Here is an 18,975-nt window from a genome sequence, read left to right as displayed (position 1 = left end):
TTGAGTATAAACATGACGCAAAAACATCATATTAAAAACAGTGTGGTCGCCGCGCTTGGTCTGACTTTAAGCGGCTGTTCGTTGTTTGGTTTGGGAACGGCTGAGCACAACATAGCAAAGGCAAACGCCAACTCTGATTATCACGCTAATGGCACTGAAGCGATGCTTATAGCCGAACGCATCAGCTTACCTGCTAGTACTGAAGATAGTGTACCCACAGCCTTCACATCGAATATTCATTTTCAGATGTTAAATGACTACGTTGAACAAATGGCTATTGAGTTAAGCCTTGAACTGGTTAATCTCAAATTGGATTATCCCATTGCGGTGAGCTCATTTGTGCAACTAGACGCCTCACTCAATAACGCTGACAGCTTGGGTAATCAATTAGCAGAAAACTTTATCACGGAGTTGAGAAAGGTAGGTTTGCTGGTTAATGATTACAAGATCACTGGCAATATATTGGTGACCCCGAGCGGGGATTTCGCCATGAGTCGCGATCCTAATCAGTTAAAGTCACTGCAAAATATTGGCTATGTATTAAGTGGCACGATGGTAAAAAATGCCAAAGGTATGTTAATTAATGCAAGAATTGTCGGGCTTAGCAGTAATGTTGTGGTTGCAGCAACGTCAAAACTTATTCCTAATATCATGTTAAGAGAGTTTCAATAGAAAAGGCGCTTCACTATAGCGCCTTTACTGAGTTTAAAGTGATAAAACCCCTAGACGCTCACTGGCTACTGACCAATTTAATGCCGTCTTTTTGGCCACTGTTGTTAATTGATTGAGTGATGCTTGCTGGTAAAAATCCCTGAGCAGAACCCACTACCGCTTTACTTGATATACCGACAATGCGAGCATTGACCAATACCCCACCTTGATGTTTAGTCATTGTACCAAGTAACACATATTCTACGGGAAGTTTGCTGGGTAATTCTAAGAAATCACGGCTTAAGACAAAGTCACCGCTAGATGTGACTCGCACATAATCAGTGGTCTTAAAGTCAATAACAGGAATACCAAAGCGATGAATTTCATGAATAAAACTCTCGGCAATTTGATTGCCCAAGATATCGGCTTGTTCAAAATTACTGTCTAGAAAAACGAAACTGGTCACTGCCATTGGCGTTTCGGCATTAACATATTGCAGATTACTGACTAAGTCTTGCATCATGCCACGCACATAGTGATTTATATTATAATTTTTTGGATCAACATTATTAATATTGCTGTAATTGTTACCACTACTTTGCGCATTGAGTTGCTGTTTAAATTGGTTCTGAAACTTGGCGCTCGCTTCTAACTGACTCATGTCAGCATGTTTTTGCTCTGTAATACTGGCTTGGCCACTTTCTTGAAATAATACGCTATCGTTGTTTGAATCTGCAGTTAAATAACCTTCATTAGGTCCTGCGACACAGCCGCTCAGTGCCATACCTACCAGTATACTTAGCTTATGAATTTTCATTTAACTCTCCTAACAAATAAAACCGATGTGCATACCTTGCTGAGCAAGGTTTAGTTGTTTCGGTATTCAACTTAATATCGACTGCATGTCGCATAACTGGAGGTGTCATCATCGGCAAAGGCTAACCGCTAATGATGTTCCAAAGGCAATAGATTGCCTGCTCATTGCATGTTACCGCTGCTTAGTTATTAGTGTGACTTACTCAGCAGCGTAAACTCACTCGTTATCGGCAGCACGTCATACTAAATTTAGCAATTAAGATGCCAATAAGTGGAGAGAAACAAGATGTTAAAGGCGCTTAGGTGAGATGAAAAATAAACGTAAATGAATAAATCATCCAACTACCACCTTCATACTTGACTGCTTATTTTCAGCACGAAGTTATTCTTCAATAAACTCTTTACCGATTTGCAAATTACGGGTGGCGAGTTGAACTTCTTTTAAAAAAGTTAAAAGGGCAAAAATCAATAAAATTAAGGATATAGTAAATAAGGCAATAACTGCGTTACGAAAATTTATCTGCCACAAGTCACCCACAAAGAGGCACACAACCACGCCACAAACAAATAGTGCAGAGGCTACGCACAGACCTATCGCTCGGTTGATGAGGTTTACGCGCCGCCACAGGTTTTTAAGTTCTTTTTGCGACATTTCAAGGTAGGCAGGATTTTTAAGCATCATGATCCTACGTTCTATGATCCTTGCTCTATCAACAATACGTCCAAGTCGCCCCGACATCACATTTAAAAAGCCGGCTATGCCCGTTAACATAAACACAGGGGCTACCACTATCTGAATGATTTGGGCTAAATCAGTTGTTGATGAATCCATCTTTATATCCCGTTAGTTTAAAGGCTGTCTTGAGCTGGTTCTTCATCTTCAACTTTAACGGCCCATAAGTCATGGTCGTCGGCATGGATAATTTGTGCCCAGATAATATCACCGGGCTCAACATCAAATTCGTCGGTTAAATGCACGTTACCATCAATTTCAGGTGCATCAGCATAACAACGGCCTACTGCCCCTTCACTGGTTACTTCATCAATTAATACTTGGAATTCAAGACCAATTTTCGCTTGTAATTTAGCGGCACTGATCGCAGCTTGTTTATGCATAAAACGTTCATGACGTTGCTGTTTCACTTCTTCACTAACGGGGTCGGGAAGGTCGTTGGCTTTGGCACCATCCACATCTGAATACATAAAGCAGCCCACTCGATCAAGCTGAGCTTCGTCTAAAAAGTCGAGCAACATTTGAAAGTCTTCTTCTGTCTCACCTGGAAAACCAACGATAAATGTTGAACGAATAACTAAATTCGGGCAGATCTCACGCCACGCTCTGATGCGCTCCATGGTGCGTTCGGCAGCGGCTGGGCGTTTCATTAACTTAAGAATACGCGGGCTGGCATGTTGAAAGGGAATATCCAAGTAGGGCAATATTCGCCCTTCAGCCATCAAAGGCATAATTTTATCCACAGAAGGGTAGGGATAAACGTAATGTAAACGCACCCAAATGCCTAAATCAGCGAGTTTTTCACATAGGGTTTTCATGTCGGTTTTTACCGGCATACCGTTCCAAAATGCGGTCTTATTTTTTACATCAACCCCATAAGCACTGGTATCTTGCGAAATCACCAATAACTCTTTAACTCCGGCATTTTTCAAACGTTGTGCTTCATCTAATATGTCGCCAATAGGGCGACTGACTAAGTCGCCACGCATGGACGGGATGATGCAAAAAGTACAACGGTGATTACACCCTTCCGATATTTTCAAATAGGCATAATGACGCGGCGTCAATTTAACCCCGATATCAGGCACTAAATTTAAATAAGGGTTGTGTACGGGCTGCGGCAAGTGGGTATGCACTTGATTAACCACTTCTTCATAAGCGTGGGGGCCTGTAATGGCAAGTACATTCGGGTGAACTTCGCGAATGTCATCTTCTTTGATGCCTAAACAGCCAGTAACGATAACCTTGCCATTTTCAGCCAAAGCTTCGCCGATGGTATCGAGAGACTCTTGCACGGCGGAGTCGATAAAACCACAGGTATTGACTATGACTAAATCGGCATCTTTATAAGTGGGCACTACATCATAACCTTCGGTGCGCAGTTGAGTCAGAATACGTTCTGAGTCCACTAAGTTTTTTGGACAACCTAAGCTAATAAAACCAATGCGCGTGCCTTCTGATGGTTTATGTGTGACTCCAGATTCAAGCACCTTAACGGGCGTTTCTAAGGTAGTGGTTTTATTTGGGATATAGGTTTCAAATGTCATGTAGGGCCTTGCTGCTTTACTTGTGATATCCAAGTTAAAAGCAATATAAATGGAAGTTTGGCTAACTTTTGCTGGAGTAAAACAGACGTGTTTACTCAAAGCTGCCTTCAATTGCATCGATTATACAGGAGAATTTGTTACGGTGTAACGACTAAGTATGCAGGAATGATGATCAGTTTAGGCTCTAGCTTGAGTTGTGTATTTAACTTGGTGCAGATGGGGAGACTCGAACTCCCACGACCGTTAAGCCACTAGCACCTGAAGCTAGCGTGTCTACCAATTCCACCACATCTGCAATAGCTGGCGATTCTATACTGGCTTGTCCCTTTAAAGTAGTCTCGCATCAAGAGTTTTTACATTATTTTTGCATTTAACTATTAATGCCAAGTCTATACCTTTATTTGTCATGTCAACTCAAGGTTGTAGTCAAACTCGGTGAGCGTCACTAGCGATATAGTGCGTTTATCTCATCAGGTCGCAACTAGGTAAGACGCTCGCGGCTCGTCAGGGTCCTTAATCCCAAATCTCGTTGACCAAGACCGATACCCACCACCATTAATTGTTCAAACGCTTCAGTATCATAGGCACTGACTATTATGCGACTTGGACTAAAACCTGTGAGTCATTTAGAACTGGGCGCATAGCACTCTGTGCAAATGGTACGGGCGAGCTATTCACCTAATTGTTCAGGCTGAAATACTAAAATTTGGCTAAGTCTTATAAACATTGTCGACTTAAACCGATTTGAATCTAATAGCGTCATAAGGGGCATAACTCTGCCCCTTATTGTTGGCCACATATGAACTGCCGCAAAATGATGCAGGCCCAGTCTTTAAACATGCAATGAAGCTATAAATCTGCCAATGTGTAGCGAAATGGCACAGCGGGTAAACCTGCACTATTATAGATATTCGCGGGGCTGTTATCGGCCCAAGCATAACGTAGCATTTTGGCTTGTTTTACCTTGGGAGAACTGACGATGATACTATCGCCGTCAATTAGTGCATGAGCATTAACAAACTTACCATCCGCGCCAGCTAACGCAAAACCCAATAGCTCCTTGCCTTGAACCTTTAAACCACCATCAACATGATTGTATGACACGACTAATACGTTTTTACCTGCAATAAGTTTGGCCTCTGCCTTGGCGATGCTTGGACCAGAGTAGCAAACAGGCTCTTTTAGCACCACATGTTGCGCTACCCGCCATAATCGCTCGCCTACATCAGTTTTGTTGCGCGGGTGAATATCATCGGCATCACCAATATCGATGGTGACAGCCATGCCTGTATTGGGCAACGTCAGAGCGCAGGATTGAGCTTCGCGCAGCAGCGCCCAATCGCTGTCAGTCGCTTGGTCTTTTTGCTTGAGGTAACTAGCTACTTGTACAAACAAAAAAGGCAGTTCAGGCTCATGCCATTGTTTGCGCCAATCGGTGATCAATGTTTTGAACAGCTCGCTATATAACGCGTGTGTGCCCACGTTATTTTCACCTTGATACCAGATCACCCCGCTAATTGGAAAATTAACCAGCGGGTGGATCATGGCGTTATACAATACGCCGGGCTTCCATTTGTAAGACTTAACATCGGGTATTTTAGGTTCAATTTTATTACACACTTGCCATGGGCCACTCAGGTCGACATTTTGATAGTCTAAGGCTAAATAAAAGCGCTCTTTTTTACCGATTAATACCGTATTATCCCAGCTGTTTGCTACTCGCACCACAATGATGTTATCGCCAATTTTCAGTGTATTTAAGGGTATGTGCACACGTTCTGTGGTGTCTTGCCAACCCTTTGTATAGACTTGTTGGCCATTGATAAAGACCCGAGCAATTTGATTGAGCTCGCCCATATCTAGACTCACAGAGCGAGGTAGGGTACTAACTTGAAAGTGCTTTCTTGCCCAAACTATGTCGCTTAGTGCATGGGCTTGCAAGTTGGGTAAATTGACCGTTGACCAAGTTGAATCATCAAAATCAGCGGCTAGTAATTTGCCATCAGCAAAGGCAGTGCGACTATCAAGTAGCTGCCATTTTTGTTTTTCTAATTCGTCGTTATGGCTAAATTTTTGTTGCCATTTTGGCCCAAGTTGTTGCATGTTTTGTGCGTCTTTTTGATAAGCATTAATATTGACTAATGCCTCTAAAGACGTCCACGCCTCTGCGGGTGTGCCGCCCCAACTACTATCGATAATTGCCACCGCAATGCCAGTATGCCGCTGATAACGTTTGGCAAAATGCCAAGCAACGGCTGAAAACTCAGCGCTGGTTAAGGGGCTAGAAATTTTCCATGCTGAAGCAGGTATATTATATTGAGGAATGGCTGAATAGGTTTGACTGAGTTCAAAAAAACGAATTTGCGTATTCTCACTGTTGGCCACTTCTTGTTGCCAGTCATCCGTTTGCCAACTCAATTTCCATTCCATATTCGATTGGCCAGAAGCCAGCCAGACATCGCCAACTAAGATATCATCGACAAGCAAACTTGTATTACCTTGCCCCACCTTGAGTTGAAATGGTCCGCCCGCACTTAATGATGGTAAGTGAAGCTGCCACCGACCAGCTAGGTCAACTTGCGTGCGCTCGGTAAGCAAGTTGTGCTGTCCTTGAAATAAACTGACTTTAATCCATGCGCCTACTGTCCCAGCACCCCATATCGCCAAAGGTTTGTTGCGCTGAAAGACCATGTGGTCACAAAAAATAGAGGCGAGAGATAGAGAGTCGGGCATGAGTGTGGTTTTTTTAAACTCAGTTTTAATTGTCTGTTTTAACTGCTTTACGCTATTGATAGACAGGACATCAAGTTACTTGTCCCCAGCCTCGAAATTCTAGACTCCGGCGAATCTGGGTTGTTTGAAATTCTGTTACTCATCGATGATTACTATTTAATGGTACAAACATAAGCACCAATAATCATCTTTTTGTTCCTACTCGAAGTTTGCCTCTTTACTTTTTAACACAAACAAATATAGCGTTACCAGAAGTCGTGTCCCACGGAATGAGTCTGTCGTATTCATGCTCAAAAATATGCAACTCAAAGTAGGGATTTAATATTGCTTGTAACTGAGTAAAACTGACAGCCACCATAGGGTGTTGGTCTTGCCATCTATGCTGTTCTGTTGGAGAAGTTTTTTCAATGCTGAGCAATAAAGATTGTTTGTCGCCTTGGCCGACGTAATGCCAAGCTGAGGTAAAAGTAAAATCACTGTTTTCATGTAAGGCATGATGATGCTCTACTTTGCTATTGTCGATAGCGTGTTTATCTACTGCGTTAAAACAAAAAATTCCTCCAGATTTTAGCGCTGCATAAACGCACTTGATACAGTTATGTAAGTCTTCAAGATCAGCGCAATAATGTAAGGAATAAAGAAAACAAGAGATAAGATCAACCGGCTCTTCTACTTTGAACTCTGTCATATTGCCTAAGGTAAATATAGCTTGAGGACAACGTTGCTTGGCAATATCCAACATAGGTTGATTAATATCTAGGCCCTGACATTGAAAACCGTAGTCAATAAAATATTTAAGATGGGGCCCAGTGCCGCAGGCTAAATCAATATGTTGTCTGCCTTGGTTACCAAAAAAGTGGTGTAGGCGACGCACACAATCACTTTGCTGCTGATAATCAATATCGGCACACATCAGGTCATAATAATGTGATAGGTCGGTATACAGTGCGACAGTCATAATAAGCCCAAAAACAAAAAATTGCGGGCGCATAATATAGCAACTTAGCTGTTTTGCGAAGCGAGTTTACTGCAAATAAAAAAGCCGGCAAAGATGCCGGCTTTTATAGTTAAGTCTTCTTAGAAGCGTTTTTTAACGGTTACACCAAAGGTTCTTGGCTCAGCCATATAAGCATTCAATTTACCCTCTTGCAGCGGTGTATTGAAGTTTGTGCGGTTAATATATTCTTCGTCTAATACATTACGTGCCCATACAACGACGTCTATATCCTGATCCATGAAGTTCATGAATAATCGTAGGTTCAATAAGCTATAAGCATCTTGCACTGCATAAGGGTCGTTACTACCATCTAGGATAATATCACTAGTATAAGTATATTCACCTTGCACATAAGCATAAATATTATCAGCTAATTCCAGATCTTGCTTTAAAGACAAGACTGCATAATTTTCTGGCTCACCACCGGGTCTGTCACCTGAACGATCACAGAAACGATTAGGATTGCCATTTGCATCAGCACCTCGACCTGGATCAGCTATACCTGTATGCCAAGTATATGCAGTCCAGCAGTTACCGGCCAAAAAGGTTTTGTATTTGGCTTTCACAAAAGCATAACCAAGGTTAACTTCTAAAGTATCAGTAGGTAGCCAAGTAGCTTCTAGTTCTAGACCTTTTATTTCGTAGTCACCGGCGTTTTGTAAATTAAAGCCGTTACCAGTAAACGTATTGGCTTGAAAATCTTTAACGGTAGTGTAATGAGTAGCGGCGTTGATACGTAAATCTTGATCTGGGAAGTCTTTCTTCAAACCAAGTTCAAATGACTGCGACGTTTCGGCATCAAATAATGGATTAAAACCAGCTGCAATCCTGTCAGTATTTGTACCACCTGATTTATAGCCTTCACCATAAGATGCGTACCACAAGGTATCCGAATCTGGTTGATAACTTAATTTAACCGTACCGGTGATTTGGTCATCCTTCAACGATTCAGTAATATCTGGGCGATCTGACGTGGTAGCACCAAGTGCTTTAAAAGCCCATCCAGGTGTCTGGAAAGGTAATAATGCTGCAGCAGCCATTTCAGAAAAGGGGTCAATTTGACCTGCGCCAATGCCTTGTAAAATTATGCCAGCATAACCTGCACCGTAGATCAACGAACCTGGTGTTGGTGCTGAAGGATCACCTATTGATGAAAAGAAGGTTGGGTATTCTGTACCACCTGCCATATTTTCACTAAATACAGTAGATAAGTCCTTTTTCTCGTCGGTGTAACGAATACCTGCTGTTAGGGTTAACTCATCAGTTAATTTGTAATCAAACTGACCAAACAAGGCATAACTTTTATGCTTTTGTTTGGCAACGTGATCAAAACCAGTGCCCGCTGGGCTAGCTTCAGCAGCTGGCGCGATTAACCCACCAGTGGCAGCACTTAATCCATTAAGGCCATTAAGCAGTGGATCCAAGGCACCGCCGAAACTTGCCATAACAAAAGGATTAAACACATTATCGGTATACAGACTGTAGGCTAAATCTAAGTCTTGCTCGAAATAGTACAAACCTACAATATAATTAAGTTTTTCGCTGTTATAGTCGATGCGTAGTTCTTGGGAAAACGAGCTTTGCTGCGAATCATTGCTGGTACCAAATAAATCCACATCAGTGAAATCTGTATCAATATTGTCGTAAGATTCAAATTTACGATACGCTGAGATAGACACAAAAGTGTAGTTGTCATCTAAATCCCAATCAAGTTGGGCTGATAGACCACGGTCTGTCATGCTTGATTCAGGCAAAAATGATAAGGCAATTTCCCGATCATAAAAGGCATCACCACCTGGAAAGGCTGTTCCACCTAAACTGGCGATAGCTGCATCTGAGCCAAATTTGCCGGGGATTTCTTTTGCTTGGAAGTTACTTAACTGTACCGGAGCACCGCAGCAGATTTCATCGATTTCTGCCCAGTCGGCAATAATGCGTAAGCTGACATCTTCGTTAGGTGTATAAAGTGCCTGTGCTCTTGCGCCCCAACGGTCACGATCGTTAACAGTATCTTCTCCAAGGGCGATATCGCTAATGGTGCCGTCACGTTGGCTACCAAATGCAGTAATACGAAAAGCCAAGACATCTTCAATAGCTGATATAGACGTGGCACCTGAAAGGTTAACTAGCCCGTAATTACCGACTGTTGCTTCTACAAATGCATCTCCGCCACTATGGCTGGGGGCGGCAGTAGTGACCAACACTGCCCCAGACGGGGTGTTTTTACCAAATAAAGTACCTTGTGGACCGCGCAATACTTCAACTGCTGCAACGTCAACTAGGTTATTAATTAGGGAGTTTTGACGAGCGCGATATACGCCATCAACATATAAACCAACCGAGGATTCAAGACCAAAGTTCTGTGAAGATGTACCGACACCACGAATAGAGAAACTCGAATTAGTGGCACTTTGACTTTGAAATGCTCCAAGGCCTGGCACATTAGTTTGCAAATCGTACATGTCTTTGATGACCGACTCGGCCATTTCGTCGCCAGTAAAGGCGGTGACAGATACGGGTACTTCTTGTAAATTTTGTGCTCTTTTTTGTGCAGTAACGGTGATGGTTTCTAAGCCTTGTTTTTCAGCCTTAGTTTCCTGCTCTTGCGCACTAACAACTGTGGTGCTGAGGGTCAAACTAAGTCCAATAAAAAAGGCTAGTGGTGTGCGTTTAAACTTCAGTGGGTAACTGTGAGTCATTTCATATTCTCTCGTTCCTAGTAACTTTGTTACTAGTTTGGTTACAACTTTTATAGTTTTGGTTTGGGTCGTTATAAGGAGCAAATTTTATCTTATGTCTTTTAACTGCTCCTACCTGTTATACGCTACCAAGTTTTCCACCTAAAAGTAAATAAAACGTTTGTGAAATGTTAATCATAGCGGCCATTTATAAGGTGAATGTTACTAATGCTTAACATTTGCCTTAGTGTTAATTAGTTTTGGGAATGTAATCCTATTAAAATAATCAATTAAACTAATAGTTTGTTTCTGCCTACACTGCGTCTCTCATATACTGAAGGATCCTCAATGACCGAGTTATTTTTAGTGCGCCATGGACAAGCTTCGTTTGGGGCCAAAAATTACGACAAATTAAGCCCTTTAGGCCATCAGCAAAGTCGGTGGCTTGGTGAATATTTCAGTGAACGCCAAACCGATATTGCGCAGATATGGACAGGGACTTTGGTTAGGCATCAAGAAACCGCACAAGGTATTTTGGATGGTACGAGCCAGACGTTTAGGCCTAGAGTAGACGCCAGTTTTAATGAGTTTGATTTTCAGTCTATTGGACGCGCCTACTTAAAGTTATTCCCACAGGAAGTATTGCCCACAGCGGCAACACCTGCTGAATTTTATCGTTTACTAAAAAAAGCCATGTTAGCGTGGTCGAACAATGAATTAGAGTCTGCTGATATTCCAGAGAGCTGGGGTGATTTTGAAAGGCGTGTTCGTTACTCTATTGAGCTATTACAAAAAGACGCTGGGCAAGGCCCAGTATTAGTAGTCAGCTCAGGTGGAGCGATAGCCATGCTTCTCAGTGTGGTACTAGGTTTGAACGCAGCGCAAGTTATTGAACTCAATATGCAAATTCGTAATACCAGCTTTAGTCACTTTTATTTTAATCAACACAACATCCGTTTAAGTAGTTTTAACAATGTGCCACATCTAGACACACTTGAACGACTATCTTCAATTACCTTTAGTTAGGTAAATAATCGACAATGCTTAGTTGTCTATAGGAATTACTATGAACTTTGATTACTCTGAAAAATCCACCGGTCTGATAAACAGACTTGAATCCTTTATGCAGGAACATATTTACCCCGTTGAGCAGGCCTATATCGAGCAAGTTCATGCACGAGCCTCATCACCTGAAACGCGCTGGCAAACACCTGCTTTGATGGAAGAATTAAAGCAAAAAGCTAAAGATGCTGGACTGTGGAATTTATTTCTACCCCATGAATATTTGCCTTATGGAGCAGGGTTAAGCAACTTAGAATATGCGCCACTATGTGAGTTAATGGGACGAGTTATGTGGAGCTCTGAAGTCTTTAACTGCAGTGCACCTGATACCGGTAACATGGAAGTGTTGTCTAAATACGGTTCACCGGCGCATAAAAAACAATGGCTAGAGCCACTACTTGCCGGAGAGATTCGTTCGGCTTTTGCCATGACAGAGCCTGCGGTTGCCTCGTCTGATGCGACTAATATAGAAACTTCTATCGTCAGAGAGGGCGATCACTATGTCATTAATGGTCGCAAGTGGTACACCAGTGGTGCCATGAACGAAAGTTGTAAAATTATGGTGGTGATGGGTAAAACCGATACCAGTGCTGCGCGTCATCAACAGCAGTCACAAATTTTAGTACCCATGAATACACCGGGTGTCACTGTGGTGCGTGCCATGGCTGCGATGGGTCATTATGACGAACCCGTTGGCCACGCCGAAGTCTTGTTTGAAAACGTTAAAGTACCGGCTGCCAACTTATTAGTGGGTGAGGGGGAGGGCTTTGCTATCGCGCAGGGCCGTTTAGGTCCAGGCCGTATTCACCATTGCATGCGTTTAATTGGTTGTGCCCAGCGAGCCCTTGATTTAGCGTGTCAGCGCGTCGAGTCGCGTATTGCATTTGGTCAACCTTTAAGTAAACAACAATCTATTCGTGAACGCATTGCGCAAATGCATTGTGATATTGAACAAGCACGTCTATTGACTTTAAAAGCGGCAGATAAAATGGACCGTTACGGCAATAAAGTCAGTCGCGATATTATTGCCGCGATTAAGATAGTTGCCCCTAAGATGGCATGTAATGTTATTGATCAAGCCATACAAATGCACGGCGCGGCGGGAACCAGCCAAGATACAATCCTAGCGTCTATTTATGCCTATGCACGAACTATTCGTTTAGCTGATGGACCTGATGAAGTGCATATGATGCAATTAGGGCGTAACTTAATTAAAGATGCCAACGCCTAAGAGGGAACAACATTGAGTGAATTAAATCACGTTGATCAGTTAGATGAGCAAGTTTTGGCTGACTATTTAAGTCAGCACTTACCTGGCTTTAAAGGACCGGTGACGGCCACTAAATTTTCTGGCGGTCAATCCAATCCAACCTTTAAATTGCAAACGCCAAGCCAAAGCTATGTCCTAAGACGACAACCGCCGGGCAAATTGTTGAAATCTGCCCATGCGGTAGACCGCGAATACAAAGTGATTGCGGCTTTGCAGGGCTCTAAGGTGCCCGTAGCGAAAGTCTATCACTTGTGTGAAGACCCCAGTGTCATTGGCAGTCTATTTTACATTATGGAATATGTTGAGGGCCGAGTCTTTTGGGACAGCTCTTTACCAGAGATTAGCGATAACACACAACGAAGCCAGATGTATCAGCAAATGGTTGAAGTACTGGTGGCGCTGCACAGTGTTGATATTGAGAAAGTCGGCTTGAGTGATTATGGACGTCCTGGTAATTATTTTGAACGTCAATTTAGTCGCTGGAGTCAGCAATACGTATTGTCAGAGACTCACGATATTCCGCAAATGAATGCCTTAATTAGTTGGCTTGAACAACATTTGCCAGCAGATGATGGTCGGGTGTCTCTGGTGCACGGTGATTACCGTATGGACAATTTAATGTTTCATCCTACCGAGACAAAAATTATCGCGGTATTGGATTGGGAATTATCGACCTTAGGCCATCCTTTCGCCGACTTAGCTTACCAATGTATGCAACTACGGTTGCCTGAAAATGTTGGTAAGGCGACTGGTTTAGGTGGTATTGATCGGGCTAGTTTGGGTATTCCTGATGAACAAGCTTATGTCGCAAGCTATTGTAAGTTAATGGGCATTGATAAAATAACCAACTGGAACTTTTATTTGGCCTTTAGCTTTTTCCGCTTAGCGGCGATCGCACAGGGTGTGGCCAAGCGGGCGCAAGACGGCAATGCCTCGAATAAAGAAGCAATGAAAATAGGCGCTATCGTGCAGCCTTTAGCGACATACGCCCTACAATTAACCGAACCGGTGTAAAGTAAATAACACCGGTAACCATGGAGTAATAAATGAAAGCGATTGTATGTAATGAGTTTGCACCAGTAGAAGAGTTGCAATATATAGACGTACCCGATCCGGTCGCCAAAAAAGGCGAAGTTGTAGTGGATATCAAAGCCTGTGGGGTTAATTTTCCTGATGGTTTATTGGTGCAAGGTTTGTATCAAATGAAACCACCGAGACCTTTTATTCCCGGTGGTGAAGTGGCTGGGGTTATTAGTCAAATTGGTGAAGGGGTGAGTCATCTTAAAGTGGGTATGCGTGTTATCGCCCTGTGTATGTTGGGCGGTTATGCTGAAAAAGTAGCCTGTCCGGCTACCCATGTTCTGCCCATCCCGGATGCTATTCCCGATGATGAAGCAGCGGCCTTAGTCACCGCTCATGCGACAGCCCATCATGCCTTGAAACAACGCGCGCAGATTAAGCCCGGTGAAACCTTATTAGTGACTGGTGCAGCTGGTGGTACAGGACTAGCAGCAGTGCAAATTGGTAAGTTGATGGGAGCTACAGTTATTGCCGTTTGTTCAACCCAAGAAAAGCTTGATGTAGCCAAGGCAAATGGCGCAGATATATTGATCAATTATACCGATACCGATTTAAAAACCGCCATTAAAGAAGTGACCGATGGCAAGGGTGTGGATGTAGTCTATGAATGTGTGGGCGGCGATGCTTTTCATGCCTGTTCACGCAGCATGGCGTGGAACGGACGTTTGTTGGTTGTAGGTTTTGCCAGCGGTACTATCCCAGAATTTCCCATTAATCTATGTTTGGTCAAAGGCTATTCTGTGGTCGGGGTTTTTTGGGGCTCGTTTACTCAACATCAACCCAAAGACTTTGCCGCCAATATGCATGAATTATTAATGTGGTATGTGCAGGGTAAGGTCAAAGTTATTGTCGATGGTGTTGTACCATTAGAACATGCCAAAGATGCACTGAATAAAGTGATGGGGCGAGAAGTAAAAGGGAAAATGAGTTTAAGGCCCTAGAACTTAGAGCTGCGAGCTGCGAGTAAGAAACAGTAAAAGCAGACATCGCTTTTACTGTTTAACTCGCAGCTCGCTACTATCTTTTTATTTAACCGCCTGCTTCAAATAAGCGTTAAACACATCTTGATTCGCCGTTTTAAGTGCAAGGCATTGCAGAGAACTGGCTTGTGATATGTCAAAGCTTCTGGCCATACCATCAATAGTATCTTTGCGCTCTGCATAAAACTGGCTGCTCAGATCGATGTCATGTTGACTGCAGGATGATGATGCATACTCAGGTAAACGCGCAACATGGAAAGCCGGCATCTTTTTCACCAGTGTAGCAAAGTTATTTTTTAACCAAACATACAGCACATCATGCGTATCTAAGCCTCCATCAGCTCTAGCAACAAAACTAATGACATTCGCCGGGCTTACCGTATCCGTTAAGGCAAAATCTAAAGTTTTTGTTACATTTTCACTTTGTTGAAATACCATTGCTGCTCTTAAAGTACCGCGAATGTTCGCATCAGTATGCTCGATATAAGCCGCTTTTAGTTTATCAAACCAGCTATTGTCACCGTTTCTAACTGCATTGCGCAGGGCTACCGCTGCAATGGATCTTGGTACACTGCTTGGGTCAGCTAAAAACTGTTTAGCTAGGGTCAGACTGACGTCATTTACCTTGGGATCATTTGAGTAGCGGGCTAACATGCCATAAACCGAGGATCTTAAGCGGCTAAGGTCTGTACTATCAGTATCCTCTTCATTAACACCCAACTGCTCAAACCAATCTATTAATTTATGGCTAACAAACTGACCGAATAATACTTCATTATCTTTATCGACTAGGTAGATAAGCTCATTTAATGAAGCAACCACTGAACTAGCAACGATAGGGTCTTTGTCGGTAGATAAAACATCCAGCACCTGCATATACTCAGACAATTCAATTTCGCCAGCGGCAAATAAGGCATCGGTATTATACAGCACATTTTTACGCTCTCTGACGTTTAAGGTATCGATATCAGTTAACAAAGCGCGTAGTTGTTTAGCAGGTATTTTCCAGCGCATATAGCCCATGGCGTTATCGTTTGGAAATATCCAATCAGCTTCGGCTAACTCTGCAAGCACGGCCGATTTATCTTTTAAAAACAGTTGAGTTCGTTTTATTTTGCCCTGCTTTTTGTAGCTTATTGCCAGTGGGACAGTCCAGGTTTGTGCGGCAACGGTTGCGCCAAGTAGATGAAAGCGGCGTTGTTCAATGTTGCCACTATTATTAAATTCGACTAAAGGATAGGCCGGCTGCTCTAAATAAGTTTTCATTAATGCAGGGACATCAAAATCTGCAACACTTGAGAGAACGGCCCACAGGTCGTCCGCTTGCGCATTACCCCAAGCATTGTTTTTCATGTAGGTTTGCACACCTTTTTGAAAAGCTTTTTCACCGACTAGCGATTCAATCAGTTTTAGAATTGATTCTCCTTTGCTGTAATTTAGGCCTAAACCATCCATCACATCGGTTTGGCTTTTTACTAATTTTTTGACCGGTTTTACCGTTGGGCTAGAGTCTGCTCCAAAAGCACTTTCTTGCACCAATGCAGCTTGAAAGTTTTGCTCAGGATAGAGATCCATCATGACCTTAGAGGCCATCCAAGAAGCAAATGCTTCATTGAGCCATAAGTCGTCCCACCAGGCCATCGTCACCAAATTTCCGTACCACATATGGGCAAGTTCATGGGCAATAACGTTCAAAGGACTGCGTTGTTCAGTCAAGCGGGGTTCGTCGTCTAACAGCAATAGACTGCTGCGATAAGTCACTAAACCGGCATTTTCCATGGCGCCATGTGTGAAGTTTGGCACAGCAATAAAATCTAACTTTTCAAAAGGGTAGGGACTGCCAAAGTAGCTTTCTAAATTAGCTAGAATTTCAGCTGTGTGTTTGGCGGCAAATTTGGTGCGTCCTGCTTGACCTTTTGGTGTATAAATTTTTCCTGGTACATTCAGGCCGGGGATCTCGGCAGAATCAAATTCGCCTACGGCGTAAGCCACTATGTAAGAAGGCATAGGCTCAGTACGATTAAATTCAACGGTTTGCCAAGCATCGTTTACGCTACGTGATTTCACCATAGTATTAGAAACGACAGTGTGTTTTGTAGGCGCCTCAATGGTGATTTGAAAGGGAATTTTGAAGCCAGGCTCATCAAAACTTGGAAAGGCACGACGAGCATGCATATCTTCAAACTGGGTATAAATATAATTGTTACCCTCAAATGTTGACAAATACATGCCGTCAGAGGTGGTATTGACCTTTCCTGTAAACACTATATGCACTTGGTATTGCTTTGGGGGTAGGGTCTGCGCGGCTTTGGCCTGTTGAATATCATAGTCATGAGACGTAACGACTAATGGCAGTGTCTGCTTACCATCGATCAATTCCGCTTTATCAATCGTTAACTCAAGTTGATAAAATTCTATAATATCAGTGGCATTATTAACGTTGATAGTGATAGTGGTTTCACCACTAAAGGTTGGAGAATCAGGATCGATTTTTAATTTAATTTGTTGAAAAATCGGCGTTACATTGTCAGAAAGTCGATAATTGGATTCTTGTGCTATGGTCGCAGTTGAAACTAAAAAGATCAGCGATAACCAAAATCGTGCACGAAATAAGGTCATAAAGTGTCCTTGGGTCTTAGGTTAAATGTTAAAAAAAAGCGATGCACAGTAATTTATTAAGCGTTAAAAGCAAGGCTTAAAGCGTTAAAAAATATGTCAGTAGCTGGAATATAAGCCGTACACCGGAGCATTATATTGCTCCGGTGCAGGATATTACCTAATTTTTTATTGGGAACTGATAATCTTCGAGAGATTTACGTAGGGCTAATTTGTTCAGTTTACCGGTCGCGGTATGGGGTAATTCCTTAACAAATACTACATCGTCGGGTAAAGACCATTTATGCAGTGAAGTGCTCAAAAATTGAATAATTTCTTCAGCTGCAATATCTGCACCCTCAACTAATACCGCTACTAATAAAGGACGCTCAGTCCACTTAGGATGATAACGACCGATAGCCGCCGCTTCTGCAATTAAAGGATGGCTGACAGCTGCATTTTCAATTTCAATGGAGCTAACCCATTCTCCACCCGACTTGATAACATCTTTTGTTCGATCGGTGATTTGCATAAAGCCATTGGGATCAATAGTGGCAACATCGCCGGTTTCAAACCAGCCATCTTCATCCACAGGGCAGCCTGGTGTACCAGGTACTTGAGACATACCGTAATAGCCGCTAGCGACCCAAGGACCGCGCACTTTTAAGGAACCAAAGGCAACGCCATCCCAAGGTAACTCTTTATTATTTTCATCTACGATACGCATTTGAATTCCAAAGACACCACGCCCTTGTTTACATTGTATATCAGTCAACTCAGTATCAGATAAGTCATCCATGCCACGCTTTAAACAAAAAACTGTGCCCAGTGGACTTGTTTCTGTCATACCCCAACCTTGAACGACGGTGGTTCCGTAGGCTTTGAAACGTTCAATTACCGTTCTAGGGCAAGCCGCACCGCCAACCGTAACTCGAGTCATTTTAGCTAATTTAGTTTTAGATTTATCAAGGTAATCTAACAACGCTAACCAAATGGTCGGTACTCCTGAGCTATAGGTTACGCCTTCATGTTCGATTAAGGACTGCAAGGTTTCACCATCGCCCATCTTCGGACCAGGCATTACCAGTTTGGAACCGGCCATCACGCCAGCATAGGGAATCCCCCAAGCATTAACGTGAAACATGGGAACAACGGGCATACAAGTTTCATGAGTTGAGGCATTTGTCACATCAGGTAAAGAGCCAGCCAGTGCGTGTAACAGAGTTGAGCGATGACTATAAACTACGCCCTTTGGATTGCCTGTTGTGCCTGAGGTATAACACATGCCACTGGCAGTGTTTTCATCAAATTGCGGCCATTCAAATTCATCAGATTGTTGTTCCAGTAAGTCCTCATAACACCATACATTAGATAAACTGGTTTGGGGCATATGGGCTTTATCTGTCATCACTATAAAACCAGTGACATCACTTAAATGCGGTTTTAAGGCTTCCAACAAAGGCATGACTAAGACATCAACAAACAGCAGTTTGTCTTCTGCATGTTTAACGATATAAGCAATTTGTTCAGGGAAGAGCTTAGGATTAATGGTATGACATACCATGCCACTGCCTGATATGGCGTAATATAGTTCCAAGTGACGGTAATCATTCCAAGCCAAGGTACCGATGCGGTCGCCAAACTTGGCTCCCAACTGTGTTAAGGCATTGGCCAATTTTCTTGAGCGCTTGGCAAAGTCTTTGTAAGTGTAGCGGTGACGTGGGTTGTCTGCTGTCACTGAAACAATTTCTGTTTCTGGAAAGTTACGCTCGGCATGAACTAAAATTGAAGAAATCATCAACTGTGAATTCATCATCAATGCTTGCATTTTAT

13 protein-coding genes and 1 tRNA gene are annotated in these 18,975 nt (G+C 42.8%); 5 read left to right on the top strand and 9 right to left on the bottom strand.

Annotated features, from left to right (window positions below):
* Positions 1 to 12 precede the first annotated feature (12 nt).
* Positions 13 to 672: a FlgO family outer membrane protein gene (locus tag ABKW31_RS11960; RefSeq protein ID WP_348616599.1), complete on the top strand. Its 660-nt coding sequence runs from the start codon at positions 13 to 15 to the stop codon at positions 670 to 672.
* A gap of 58 nt (positions 673 to 730) precedes the next feature.
* Here the strand turns inward: ABKW31_RS11960 and ABKW31_RS11955 are convergent, their stop codons facing one another.
* The 7 genes from ABKW31_RS11955 to ABKW31_RS11925 form a co-directional block, all read right to left on the bottom strand.
* Positions 731 to 1,468 carry a FlgO family outer membrane protein gene (locus ABKW31_RS11955; protein WP_348616598.1) on the bottom strand — a complete coding sequence of 246 codons (738 nt, stop codon included), beginning with the start codon at positions 1,466 to 1,468 and terminating at the stop codon, positions 731 to 733.
* 381 nt (positions 1,469 to 1,849) lie between these two features.
* Positions 1,850 to 2,299 carry a DUF2721 domain-containing protein gene (locus ABKW31_RS11950; RefSeq protein ID WP_348616597.1) on the bottom strand — a complete coding sequence of 150 codons (450 nt, stop codon included), beginning with the start codon at positions 2,297 to 2,299 and terminating at the stop codon, positions 1,850 to 1,852.
* A 17-nt stretch (positions 2,300 to 2,316) separates the two neighbouring features.
* Positions 2,317 to 3,747, bottom strand: coding sequence for a 30S ribosomal protein S12 methylthiotransferase RimO (gene rimO / locus ABKW31_RS11945; RefSeq protein ID WP_348616596.1), 1,431 nt, complete (start codon positions 3,745 to 3,747; stop codon positions 2,317 to 2,319).
* A gap of 208 nt (positions 3,748 to 3,955) precedes the next feature.
* A tRNA-Leu gene (locus ABKW31_RS11940) sits at positions 3,956 to 4,042 on the bottom strand.
* A 554-nt stretch (positions 4,043 to 4,596) separates the two neighbouring features.
* Positions 4,597 to 6,480 (bottom strand): sialate O-acetylesterase, encoded by a 1,884-nt coding sequence (locus ABKW31_RS11935; RefSeq protein ID WP_348616595.1) that lies wholly within the window; start codon positions 6,478 to 6,480, stop codon positions 4,597 to 4,599.
* A 217-nt stretch (positions 6,481 to 6,697) separates the two neighbouring features.
* Positions 6,698 to 7,441: a methyltransferase domain-containing protein gene (locus ABKW31_RS11930; RefSeq protein WP_348616644.1), complete on the bottom strand. Its 744-nt coding sequence runs from the start codon at positions 7,439 to 7,441 to the stop codon at positions 6,698 to 6,700.
* A 116-nt stretch (positions 7,442 to 7,557) separates the two neighbouring features.
* Positions 7,558 to 10,176: a TonB-dependent receptor gene (locus ABKW31_RS11925; protein ID WP_348616594.1), complete on the bottom strand. Its 2,619-nt coding sequence runs from the start codon at positions 10,174 to 10,176 to the stop codon at positions 7,558 to 7,560.
* Between the two features lie 327 nt (positions 10,177 to 10,503).
* Between ABKW31_RS11925 and ABKW31_RS11920 the strand changes: the two genes are divergently transcribed.
* Genes ABKW31_RS11920 through ABKW31_RS11905 form a run of 4 tightly spaced genes read left to right on the top strand, consistent with a single transcriptional unit; the run spans position 10,504 to position 14,508 of the window.
* Entirely contained in the window at positions 10,504 to 11,181 is a 678-nt protein-coding gene (locus ABKW31_RS11920; RefSeq protein WP_348616593.1) for a histidine phosphatase family protein, read from the top strand.
* Between the two features lie 40 nt (positions 11,182 to 11,221).
* A complete protein-coding gene (locus tag ABKW31_RS11915; RefSeq protein WP_348616592.1) occupies positions 11,222 to 12,448 on the top strand; it encodes an acyl-CoA dehydrogenase family protein in 1,227 nt (408 codons plus the stop codon).
* Between the two features lie 12 nt (positions 12,449 to 12,460).
* Positions 12,461 to 13,501: a phosphotransferase gene (locus tag ABKW31_RS11910; RefSeq protein ID WP_348616591.1), complete on the top strand. Its 1,041-nt coding sequence runs from the start codon at positions 12,461 to 12,463 to the stop codon at positions 13,499 to 13,501.
* Positions 13,502 to 13,533: 32 nt separating this feature from the next.
* Positions 13,534 to 14,508, top strand: a complete 975-nt coding sequence (locus ABKW31_RS11905; protein WP_348616589.1) for an NADPH:quinone oxidoreductase family protein — start codon at positions 13,534 to 13,536, stop codon at positions 14,506 to 14,508.
* Between the two features lie 84 nt (positions 14,509 to 14,592).
* Here the strand turns inward: ABKW31_RS11905 and ABKW31_RS11900 are convergent, their stop codons facing one another.
* Entirely contained in the window at positions 14,593 to 17,166 is a 2,574-nt protein-coding gene (locus tag ABKW31_RS11900; protein ID WP_348616588.1) for a M1 family metallopeptidase, read from the bottom strand.
* A 157-nt stretch (positions 17,167 to 17,323) separates the two neighbouring features.
* Positions 17,324 to 18,970, bottom strand: a complete 1,647-nt coding sequence (locus ABKW31_RS11895; RefSeq protein ID WP_348616587.1) for a long-chain-fatty-acid--CoA ligase — start codon at positions 18,968 to 18,970, stop codon at positions 17,324 to 17,326.
* Positions 18,971 to 18,975 lie beyond the last annotated feature (5 nt).

It is taken from the genome of Paraglaciecola sp. 25GB23A, assembly GCF_040012495.1.
Classification (GTDB): domain Bacteria; phylum Pseudomonadota; class Gammaproteobacteria; order Enterobacterales; family Alteromonadaceae; genus Paraglaciecola.
Note: the sequence above shows the minus strand (reverse complement) of the source record. Positions and strands in the feature narration are given on the sequence as shown.